At 50.7% G+C, this 13,207-nt stretch carries 1 protein-coding gene; it reads left to right on the top strand.

The features are described 5' to 3' along the window. Positions 1–93 precede the first annotated feature (93 nt). Positions 94–13,161 carry a DUF8202 domain-containing protein gene (locus DVG78_RS06475; RefSeq protein ID WP_114460238.1) on the top strand — a complete coding sequence of 4,356 codons (13,068 nt, stop codon included), beginning with the start codon at positions 94–96 and terminating at the stop codon, positions 13,159–13,161. Positions 13,162–13,207: the final 46 nt, after the last annotated feature.

The raw sequence follows: 13,207 nt of genomic DNA, 5'->3' as shown, positions 1-13,207 counted from the left end.
AAAAAGTAGGCACTACATTAATTCAAGCTAACTATCATCCTGGTAGGATGGCGTATTCTATTTTTTTATACTCTAACAAACCGTTTCGAAATCATGAAATCATATTTATCAAAACAATTAAAAATAAGTCCGTTGCTCTGGGTGCTTTTGTGGGTACTGGGAGCAACATTGGGCGTTCATGCCCAAAGTCCAGGTGGAGTAGCGACGAATCTGAAAACTTGGTACAAAGCAGATGTTGGGGTCACAGGTACTACAGCGGTTTCGGCTTGGAATGACCAAGTCAACACCTATCACGTTACCCAGGCTACGGCGAGTCATCAACCCTCCTTGGCTTCTGCCTCATCAGCTTTCAACTTTAACCCCTCCCTTAGTTTTACGGGGACTGATCAGTTAGAATATAAGGCGGGCCGATTTATGACCACGACCAGTTCAGGAACCATGTTTGGAGCTGCGTCAAACAGCCTTGACGGTGGTTATGAGAATTTAGGGGACTTGGGAATTGATAACCCTCACATGGGGACGCTGACCAACCAACAAATTATGTGGATGAATACCTCGTCTCCCGTTCGCATTGACCATCCGACTCTTCTTACAAAAGATAAAACCCATCTATTTGGCTTCTTTTGGAACGGGGGAGGCCCCAACGTTGGGAGTGGATTGCGTTTAGACGGAGTCGAGAGTTATGATGCTACAACCGAAGCCACAGGAGTAGGTAATAGTGGTGTGGTTGATGGAATGTGGACCATTGGAGGCTATCAGTATGTCGAAAACTGGCATGGTAATATTGCAGAAATTATACTTTACGATCGTAACCTTACTGCGGTAGAGAAGGATAAGGTTGACACCTACATGGCTGTGAAATATGGAACAACGTTGTCGCATAATTATTTGTCGGCTGATGGAACTACCATTTATAACATAGCTACTTACGGCTTCAATGTTACGGGAATCGGTCGCGATGACGCTTCGGCACTCAGTCAGAAACAATCAAAGTCTATTAATGCAGGCACATTAGTTACCATTGGTAACGGTACGGGGATTTTTGCCACCAATGCTCTTAATCCCAATACTTTTCCTGCTAATAACACTTTTGAAATTATTGGTGATAATGGCTTATCGGCCAGTTACGCGACAGCGTACTTACCGCAAACTTACGTATCGTCTGCACCGTCAGCCTTCAAATTGATGTCGCGGATATGGAAAGTACAGGAAACGGGAACGGTCGGAACAGTCACCATCAGTGTTCCTGCTTCCACCAATGCGGAAGTACTCTTGGTAAGCAACAGTGCTACTTTTACCCCTGGTAGCGCTACCGAAATCACACTTACACCCGATGGAAATGGTAACCTTACTGCCCAAGTTAACCTAAATGATGGTCAGTTTTTTACGTTTGGTGCAACGGTACTTGCTCCCGGTGGAGTAGTAAGTAGCCTACAATTATGGTTGAAGGCAGATGGCGGAATCACTACGGCTTCCGGCAACAATGTTCAAAATTGGTTTGATCAGTCAATCAATGGCCGTCACCCTTCTGTAGTAGATGCACCTCAACGTATTGATGGAAGCAGTAACTTCAATCCGGTTGTACGCTTTGATGGTGTCAATGACCGTTTTGATTGGGTTAATTTTTCCAGTGGCTTAACACAGGGCGAAATCTTCTACATGCTCAAAAGTAATCGAGCTACCAATGTCAACAATGGCTTGGCTACTTGGGGAAATAACCACTGGCAGCATTATACTTGGAGTAACCAAAATATCTATGATGCGTTTGGGTCTACAACCCGCCAAAACTTCGACCCCACTTGGGACATTCAGCAATATGGTATCTACCAAACCATGTCCAAAGCAGGTCAGTGGACGGCATGGCGCAACGGAAATCAAGAATATAACAAAGCCAGTAATACTGTACGTTTCAATGAAGCGGCAACCAATCTCGGCTTTGGAAATCTTACGTATTTTTCGGGGGATGTGGGGGAAGTAGTACTCTACGGAAATGAATTGACGGTGACTGAAAAACAGCGCGTCAATTCTTACTTGGGTATTAAATACGGTTTAACACTTGCACACGACTATTTATCTGCCGCAGGCACTTCAATCTACCCAATTGGTGGTGGCTACGGCGCAAATATCGCAGGTATTGGTCGTGATAATGTACAAGGGTTATTTCAAAAACAATCAAAGTCTGTCAATACGGGCTTCCAGCCCACCATTGCGTTGGGAAGCAGCATAGCTACCACCAATGTACTCAACGCGGGTACCATTGCAACCGACGCCAGCTTTATGATGTGGGGAAGCAATACGGGAGCGACAGGCTATGCCGTTAATGTAACTTCGCCAAACGTCAATGCCCGCATGGCGCGGGTGTGGAAGGTGAAAAAAACCAGCTGGACAGACCAGTCGGTGACCATCCACATCAACGACCCGCAGGCGCAGTATTTGTTGATTCAAAACAGCGACCCAACGTTTGCCACTATTACGCAGGAAATCGCGCTGACCAACGGTGCAGCTACGATCAACTCTTCGTTGTTACCCGACGGTGCTTATTTCACATTTGCACGTCAGGTATTTCCTCCGGGGGGAGTAGCTACGAATCTTAACTTCTGGATTGTTGCAGAAGAAGGTTCATTAACGGCCGGTGTTCCAACTACGGACGGACAGGTTATTGACAAGGTGTTGGACAAAGCCAACGGTGGTGAAGCTTACAATGACGACGCAGGCGCCAACCGCCCCGTTTACCAAAGTGAGGCGGGCGACCAGTTGAACTTCCACCACACCATGCGTTTTGGTAATAACAACGCCTATTGGGAAACCACTACCGACGTTGACAAGGACAAGTTTGATAACTTTGCCGTTTTTACCGTATTCAAAGCGCCTCCTGCCAGTTTTGGCAACAGTGCTTTGTGGGGGAATGCGGACGGGAGTTTCCAACGGTTTTCATTGGTCAACAATACCTCGCGTATTTGGTACTCACCGGGCGTTACTTTCTCCAACGTATTGACGCCAGGAAACTGGTATATAGCGTCGGACATGGTGAATAACACCGCTGTAAGTAACGCAACCCAGTTTTATACCAGCGGTAAGTTTACGGGGCAAGTCACCAATAACTCTGCTTTATCAACGGCACCTCTCTATATTGGTCGCCGGGGGTTAATCTCTGATCCTTTTTACGGAGATATGACCGAGGTGATTGTCTATGGAGCAGGGGTTGGCAGCGGAGGCAGTACAGTCATGACTGCCGCTCAACGCAAGTCCATTGAGTCGTATCTGGCTATAAAGTACGGCATTACCCTTGACCAATCTTCTCCGCAAGACTATTTGGCTTCTGACCAAACCACCAAAATGTGGGATGCCACGGCCAACGGAGCGTATAAAGCTGATATTGCGGGGATAGGACGCGATGATTTTGGAAACCTTAACCAAAAACAATCAAAAAGTGTCAATGCTGACAACTTGATTACGATTGGAGTAGGTTCGGCACTCGCGGCTGATAATGAGTCGAATGCCGGAACCTTTTCGAATGACAAATCATTCCTGACTTGGGCCAACAACGACGCAAGTGCCTCTTTCTCAGTATCGGTAACAGGGGCCACTTCTACGCTCCGTTTGGGTCGGGTTTGGAAAGCTGACAAGACCAATTGGAGCGACCAAGACATCACGCTGTGTTATGCAGGTGGAGGTAACAATCGGGCGTTGCTCATCAGTACTGACCCTACCTTTGCAACCATTACGCAGGAATTACCTCTGAATGCCAACGGTTGCGTTACGTTCAATTCAAGCCTGCTGCCCGACGGAGTTTACTTTACCATTGGTGGAGTATTGTCGGGTCCGGGTTGCGTAAATGCCAACCTGCAACTCTGGCTTAAAGCTGACCAAGGTGTCAATACAGCTTTTGGTACGGATATTGAAAGCTGGTTTGACCAGTCGCTCAACGGTTATCATCCCGAAGCGGTCAATGAGCCTTTCCGAGTTTCGGCAGGAAGCAACTTCAATCCGGTAGTTCGTTTTGACGGGACGGATGACCACTTCAAATGGACGACATTCTCCAACAGTTGGACGGCGGGTGAGGTATTTTATATGCTCAAGAGCAACCGGGCTACCAACGTGTCTAACGGTTTTGCTACTTGGGGAAATAACCATTGGCAACACTATACCTGGGGCACCCAAACGATCTTTGATGCTTTTGGTTCAACAACCCGTCAGACGTTTAACCCTTCGTGGAATATCGAAGAATACGGAATTTACCAGACCATGGCCAAAGCAGGGCAATGGACGGCGTGGCACAACGGAAATCAGGAATTTAATGATGCCACCAATATCGTTCGTTTCAATGAAGCAGCTACGAATCTGGGCTTTGGAAACCTAACCTATTTCTCAGGAGACATTGGAGAAGTGATTCTTTATAACCGAGAACTGACGGCTGCCGAAAAACAGCGCGTCAACTCCTATTTGGGGGTTAAGTATGGTTTAACGCTGGCCCACGATTATCTGTCGGGTACAGGAACTACGATCTATCCGATTGCAGGTTATAACAAAAACATCGCAGGGATTGGACGCGACGATTGCCAAAGTTTAGTACAAAAGCAGTCAAAATCTTCCAATACGGGTGCATTATTGACAATGGGGATTGATAACCTCATTGGAACCGACAATGCAACCCACTCCGGTGCCTTCGATACCAATGCTTCCTTCCTCATGTGGGGAGACAATGGGGTGGCAGGTACCGTGGCACTTCCCGCCGAAAGCCCTACACAATGCGGGCCGCCTCCAACAGCAGACAAGCGCCTCGGTGCCATCTGGAAAGTGGTGGAAACGGGCACCATAGAAAGTACCAAACTGAACATAGACTTGAGCGGAGCCGGCTTCAGCGCCGACTACCCTGTCTATATGCTGGTATCTTCTGATGCTGCTTTTACGAGCTACAATTCCATTTTATTGACCGGCGCAGGTGCTAACATCTACGCGGCCAATTTCAATTTTGATGGAACGAAATACATCACTTTCGCAGGAAATACAACGCCTCCCGCCAACCTGTGCGAAGGCAACAAAACCCTGAGCTGGTGGCGCTATACCTGGCCTTGGACAACCAAAACAAAAAACTATGACATTGGCGATCAACGTATTGCCGTAACCGTTACTGATCCAAGTAACGTGGGTTATTTGTTCAACTGGTATCCTGTCAGCTACGGACGCTCACTGTACATTCCTCGTAACGACAACAACGAAGCGGCCAAAATCACGACCAAATTCGAGTTGTTGGATGTAACCAATCCGGCCAACAAAAAACCTGCCTCCGGCGTAAGCTTTGTCATTTACCGTGTTGACGGTTGGTGGTGGGGCAAAGACGTGGTGAATGTCTATGGAAAATTGAACGGAGTAACGGTGTCGCCTAAATTATCGCGGGCAAAATACACCGATATTGCGCTCAATTCGGCTACCCAAGCTACCGGCAATATCTATTGGAGAGGTTGGTCACAATGGGGAAAACTGTACGTGAATTTTGACACTCCCGTGGATGAGATTTACGTAGAATATTCTAAAGACAACCAATACAGTTTCAAGGTATTCAATGACATCGCTATCGGTGATCTCAGCATTACCTGCAAGCCTCCAGTACCAGAAGTGGCCACGCCTGATAACGTTTATTTGTACAAAGAAGTATCGCCTAATCCAGGCCTTACCGAGGAGGCATTTACGTACAAATTTACGGTTCAGAACTTGAATTGTGACGCCCAAACCATCAACTTAAATGACGTCCTGCCTTCGGGCCTGACATGGGTGGACAGCAGTTTGGCAACATCCCTTACGGTAGGAACGACCAATGGATACGGCGGAACCAATACGCTCGCATTGGGGAACATCACGGTGCCTAAAGGAACTTCCTATATCTACATGGATGCGATTTCGGCTACCACGGGAACGTTTACGAATCAGGCAAGTTTTGTCATCAACGGCAATACGTATCTATCGGACGAACCAAGTGTTCCAGGAGCGGATAGTCCTACGCCTATTACCATTGACCAAAACGATCCTTTAGCCGCCATTTCCATTGTAAAAACAGTGGATAAAGCTACGACAGGTCAAAATACGGAGGTTACTTACACGTATAAAATTACCAATAGTGAAGCTTCTGCGGTAAAAATCATTTTGCAGGACAATCTTCAGCAAAAAGCACAATACGTGGCCGCGTCGATGACGGGTGTACCGGGTGGTGCGCTGGTAAGTGCGTATGCCAACGAAAGCAGCTTTACGATTCGGGATTTGGACGTACCGGGCGCCGGTGTGGAAACGGTCATTACCGTTAAAGCAAACGTGAAAGATACTGGTATTGATTCAACGCTGTATAATTTTGCCACGTACACCCCCGACGGCAGTACATCTTATCGTCAGGTGGAGGTAATTTCCAATACGGTGAGCACGAAAATTACGGCTCCTCCCGGTAGCTTTACCTTCGGGGACTGCACAAATGCAACCGTTACAGGTACATTTACGGCAAATGGCACAGCCGGCCAAACCGGTACACTGACAATTCCTATTACCGGTGCTGTTGCAGGGCCGGTGACAATTACTGTAACCGCGACTGATTTTGCCACGTCTCCTGTACCGTTTGAGGTAACAATAACGGCAGGTCAAACTTCTATTGCAATTCCTATTACTTATACCGGAGCCGGTGTAGCGGGTATTCGTACCTTGACCGTAACATCAGCGGAAGCTACGGGTAGTTGTGCTCCAAACGTGACAGTCATTGCTTTGATTGACACCGACGGTGACGGAACCCCTGATGCCACCGATACCGACGACGACGGCGATGGATTGACCGATACAACGGATCCAAAACCATTGGATACCGACAACGACGGCACCAACAATGATGTGGATACGGACGATGACGGTGACGGAATCCTGGATACGGCAGAAGCACCGGGTCAAGCCTTGGATACTGACAATGATGGTACCCAGAACGCCACCGACACGGATGACGATAACGATGGAATCCTTGACAGCGCGGAAATCGGCGTATTGGATGGTACAGGTAAATACACCTTACCTGACAGCGACGGTGACGGAATTCCTGACTTGGCGGATGCCTTGGATACGGACGGTGACGGCACTCCTGATGCTACTGACACCGACGATGACAATGATGGTCTGAGTGACACAACGGATCCAAAACCATTGGATACTGACAACGACGGCACACCAAATGCGACCGATACGGATGATGATGGCGACGATATCTTGGATGGTGCGGAAGCGCCGGGTCAAGGCCTCGACACCGACAACGACGGCACACCAAACGCAACGGATACGGACGACGATAACGACGGTGTATTGGACAGCGCTGAAATCGGCGTATTGGATGGTACAGGAAAATACACCTTACCTGACAGCGACGGCGACGGTTTGCCTGACTTGGCCGATGCCTTGGACACTGACGGCGACGGAACCCCGGATGCCACCGATACCGATGATGACGGCGATGGATTGAGCGATGCTCAGGATCCAAAACCTTTGGACACCGACAACGACGGCACACCAAACGCCACCGATACGGATGATGACGGCGACGGCATCTTGGATGGTGCAGAAGCACCGGGTCAAGCCTTGGATACCGACAACGACGGTACACCGAATGCCACCGATACCGACGACGATAACGATGGAATCCTTGATAGCGCAGAAATTGGTGTGTTGGATGGTACAGGTAAATACACCTTACCTGACAGCGACGGTGACGGAATTCCTGACTTGGCGGATGCCTTGGATACGGACGGTGACGGCACTCCTGATGCTACTGATACCGATGATGACGGCGATGGCTTAAGCGATGCTCAGGATCCAAAACCGCTCGACACCGACAATGACGGTACACCGAACGCGACCGATACGGACGATGACGGCGACGGAATCTTAGATGGTGCAGAAGCACCGGGTCAAGCCTTGGATACCGACAACGACGGTACACCGAATGCCACCGATACCGACGACGATAACGATGGAATCCTTGATAGCGCAGAAATTGGTGTGTTGGATGGTACAGGTAAATACACCTTACCTGACAGCGACGGTGACGGAATTCCTGACTTGGCGGATGCCTTGGATACGGACGGTGACGGCACTCCTGATGCTACTGATACCGATGATGACGGCGATGGATTGAGCGATGCTCAGGATCCTAAGCCTTTGGATACTGACAACGACGGTACACCGAATGCCACTGACACCGATGATGACGGCGACGGAATCTTGGATGGTGCGGAAGCGCCAGGTCAAGTGCTGGATACCGACAACGACGGTACACCGAATGCCACCGACACGGATGACGATAATGACGGAATCCCCGATAGTGTCGAACAGGGCACATTGGTAGGCGGAATTTACAGTCTTCCTGACAGTGACGGTGACGGAATTCCTGATTTGGCGGATGCCTTGGACACCGATGGTGATGGTACACCTGATGCTACCGATACGGACGACGATGGTGACGGATTGAGCGATGCTCAGGATCCTAAACCGCTCGATACCGACAACGACGGCACACCGAACGCGACCGATACCGACGATGACGGCGACGGCATCTTGGATACGGCGGAAGCCCCGGGCCAAGGCCTCGACACCGACAACGACGGTACACCAAACGCGACGGATACTGACGACGATAACGACGGAATCCCCGATAGTGTCGAACAGGGTACGTTGGTAGGCGGAGTTTACAGTCTTCCTGACAGTGACGGTGACGGAATTCCTGACTTGGCCGATGCTTTGGATACCGACGGTGACGGAACACCTGATGCTACCGATACCGATGATGACGGCGATGGAATTCCTGATGCACAGGATGCCAACCCATTGGATACCGATAACGACGGTACACCAAATGCCACCGACCTCGACGACGACGGTGACGGTCTGTTGGATACACAGGACCCTAAACTGTTGGATACCGATAATGACGGACAGAAAAATGACGTCGATACGGATGATGACGGTGATGGTATCTTGGATGCGGCAGAACAACCCGGTAAAGGTCTCGACAGTGACAATGACGGAACAGGTAACGAAACCGACACCGATGATGACGGCGACGGCATCCCTGACAGCACCGAACAGGGTGTATTGGTGGGCGGCGTCTACAGTCTTCCTGACAGTGACGGTGACGGTACGCCTGATTTGGCCGATGGAGTCAATGACACGCTTGACACCGATGGGGACGGTACGCCAAACAGTACCGACACCGACGATGACAATGATGGTCTGAGTGACACAACGGATCCCAAACCATTGGATACTGACAACGACGGTATCAACAATGAGGTGGATACCGACGATGACGGTGACGGCATAGCCGACGGCAGCGAAGCGCCGGGTCAAGTGCTGGATACCGACAACGACGGTACACCGAACGCGACGGATACGGATGATGACAATGACAGCATCCCTGACAGTGCAGAGATCGGTGTGTTGGACGGAACAGGAAAATACACGTTGCCTGACGGCGACGGTGATGGCTTGCCTGACTTGGCGGATGCGTTGAATTTGGACGTGGACGGAGACGGCATTCCCAATGCGACGGATCCTGACATGGACGGTGACGGCATCAACAACATCTACGATACGGATGTGGACGGTGACGGCATTGGCAACGCGACCGATACGGACGATGACGGCGACGGCATCTCTGACGGAGCCGATACAGTTCAGCCAAACGACGGGGACGGTTTTGGGACTCCGGGCAACAACGACGGTGACGCAACTCCTGACGCTTCGGACTTTGATTTGGACGGTGACGGCATGCTCAATGACGTGGATCCCGATGTGGACAACGACGGCATACCGAACACGGCTGATACGGACGATGATGGAGACGGCACTTTAGACGGCAGCGATACCACTCCGCAAGGACCGGTAGCAACTGACACCGACGGTGATGGCACTCCTGATGCCACCGACACCGACGATGATAACGATGGATTGAGCGATGCTCAGGATCCTAAACCGCTCGACACCGACAATGACGGTACACCGAATGCGACCGACACGGACGATGACGACGACGGAATCTTGGATGGTGCAGAAGCACCGGGTCAAGCCTTGGATACCGACAATGATGGTACCCAGAACGCCACCGACACGGATGACGATAACGATGGAATCCTTGACAGCGCAGAAATTGGCGTATTGGATGGTACAGGTAAATACACCTTACCTGACAGTGACGGTGACGGAATTCCTGACTTGGCCGATGCCTTGGATACCGACGGCGATGGTACCCCTGATGCTACCGATACGGACGATGATAACGATGGATTGAGCGATACCCAAGATCCAAAACCATTGGATACCGACAATGACGGTACACCGAATGCGACCGACACGGATGATGACGGCGACGGCATCTTGGATACGGCGGAAGCGCCGGGCCAAGCCTTGGATACCGACAACGACGGTACACCAAACGCAACGGATACGGACGACGATAATGACGGTATTTTGGATACAATCGAACAGGGAACTTTGGTAGGCGGAGTTTATACGCTTCCTGACAGCGACGGTGACGGAATTCCTGACTTGGCGGATGCCTTGGACACCGACGGTGATGGTACACCTGATGCCACCGATACGGACGATGATGGTGACGGATTGAGTGATGCTCAGGATCCTAAACCGCTTGACAGCGACAACGACGGTACACCAAATGCCACCGATACCGACGATGACGGCGACGGTATCTTAGATGGTGCAGAAGCACCGGGCCAAGGCCTCGACACCGACAATGACGGTACACCAAATGCCACCGATACCGACGACGACAACGACGGAATCTTAGATACGGCAGAAATCGGAGTATTGGACGGAACAGGTAAATACACCCTACCTGACAGCGACGGTGACGGAATACCTGACTTGGCCGATGCTTTGGATACCGACGGAGATGGCACACCTGATACTACCGATACCGATGATGATGGTGACGGATTGAGTGATGCTCAGGATCCTAAACCGCTTGACAGCGACAACGACGGTACACCAAATGCCACCGATACCGACGATGACGGCGACGGTATCTTAGATGGTGCAGAAGCACCGGGCCAAGGCCTCGACACCGACAATGACGGCACCCCGAATGCCACCGATACCGACGATGATAATGACGGAATCCTTGACAGCGCGGAAATCGGTGTGTTGGATGGTACAGGTAAATACACCTTACCTGACAGCGACGGCGATGGAATTCCTGATTTGGCCGATGCGCTTGACACTGACGGTGATGGCACTCCTGATGCCACCGATACCGACGACGACGGCGATGGATTGAGCGATGCCCAGGATCCAAAACCATTGGATACCGACAACGACGGTACGCCGAATGCCACCGATACCGACGATGACGGCGACGGCATCTTAGATGGTGCAGAAGCACCGGGCCAAGGCCTCGACACTGACAACGACGGTACCCCGAATGCCACCGACACAGATGACGACAATGACGGTATTTTGGACGGCGTCGAACAGGGAACTTTGGTAGGTGGTGTTTATACGCTTCCCGATTCTGACGGTGACGGAATACCTGATTTGGCCGATGCCTTGGATACGGACGGCGACGGAACACCTGATACTACCGATACCGATGATGATGGTGACGGAATTCCTGATGCGCAGGATACCAATCCATTAGATACCGATAACGACGGTATACCTAACGCCACTGACCTCGACGACGACGGTGACGGTCTGTTGGATACACAGGATCCTAAACTGTTGGATACCGATAATGACGGACAGAAAAATGACAGCGATACGGATGATGACGGCGACGGTATCTTGGATGCCAATGAGCAACCAGGCATGCTGCTCGACAGTGACAATGACGGCACGGGTAACGAAACCGACACCGATGATGACGGCGACGGAATCCCTGACAGCACCGAACAAGGTGTATTGGTGGGCGGCGTCTACAGTCTTCCTGACAGTGACGGTGACGGTACGCCTGATTTGGCCGATGGCATCAATGACACGCTTGACACCGATGGGGACGGTACGCCAAACAGTACTGACACCGACGATGACAATGATGGTCTGAGTGACACAACGGATCCAAAACCATTGGATACTGACAACGACGGTACCAACAATGATGTGGACACCGATGATGACGGTGACGGCATCTTGGATGGTGCAGAAGCGCCGGGTCAAGTGCTGGATACCGACAACGACGGTACACCAAACGCGACCGACACGGATGATGACAATGACAGCATCCCTGACAGTGCAGAGATCGGTGTGTTGGACGGAACAGGAAAATACACGCTGCCCGACGGCGACGGTGATGGACTGCCTGACTTGGCCGATGCGTTGAATTTGGACGTGGACGGTGACGGCATTCCCAATGCGACGGATCCTGACATGGATGGCGACGGCATCAACAACATCTACGATACGGATGTGGACGGTGACGGCATTGGCAACGCGACCGATACGGACGATGACGGCGACGGCATCTCTGACGGAGCCGATACAGCTCAGCCAAACGACGGGGACGGTTTTGGGACTCCGGGTAACAACGACGGTGACGCAACTCCTGACGCGTCCGATTATGATTTGGATGGTGACGGCATGCTCAATGACGTGGATCCCGATGTGGACAACGACGGCATACCGAACACGGCTGATACGGACGATGATGGAGACGGCACTTTAGACGGCAGCGATACCACTCCGCAAGGACCATCAGCTTCGGATATTGACCTATTCCCTAATGCTACCTTTGGAAGTATGACTTTCAATGTGGGAGATTCAAAAATGGTTGTCATTAATATCAATGAAATCAAAGGGAATCCAACCATTGGAAGCATGAGCTTCTTTGTTCCATCGGCCACCGGGTTTACGTTTGGATTTGACCCTACATTGGCAACAACGACAGTCGTTGTTTCTGAAATGGTCAATAACAACGACTGGACGGTGCTCGACACAGGAACCGGGCTATTGTTTACTTCTAAACCCGGGGTGGTCATTCCTGCCGGCAGCAGAAGTAGAGTGGCTCTCAGTGTAACGGCAAATACCGCAGGAACAACCGCTACTATTACCACCAACATCACCCCTAATTCGGGTGGAGATGCCAACAGTAATAATAACGTTTCGGTGGTAAGTATGTCTGTCCAGAACTAAAAGATGTTCATTGTCAGGGGTTTCAACTGAAATCCCTGACAATTTT

The sequence above is a fragment of the Runella aurantiaca genome (assembly GCF_003339505.1).
Classification (GTDB): Bacteria; Bacteroidota; Bacteroidia; order Cytophagales; family Spirosomataceae; genus Runella; species Runella aurantiaca.
Note: the sequence above shows the minus strand (reverse complement) of the source record. Positions and strands in the feature narration are given on the sequence as shown.

Excerpts from the sequence above, each read along its gene's own strand:
- DVG78_RS06475 (WP_114460238.1), top strand. The coding sequence starts at position 94 with ATGAAATCATATTTATCAAAACAATTAAAAATAAGTCCGTTGCTCTGG.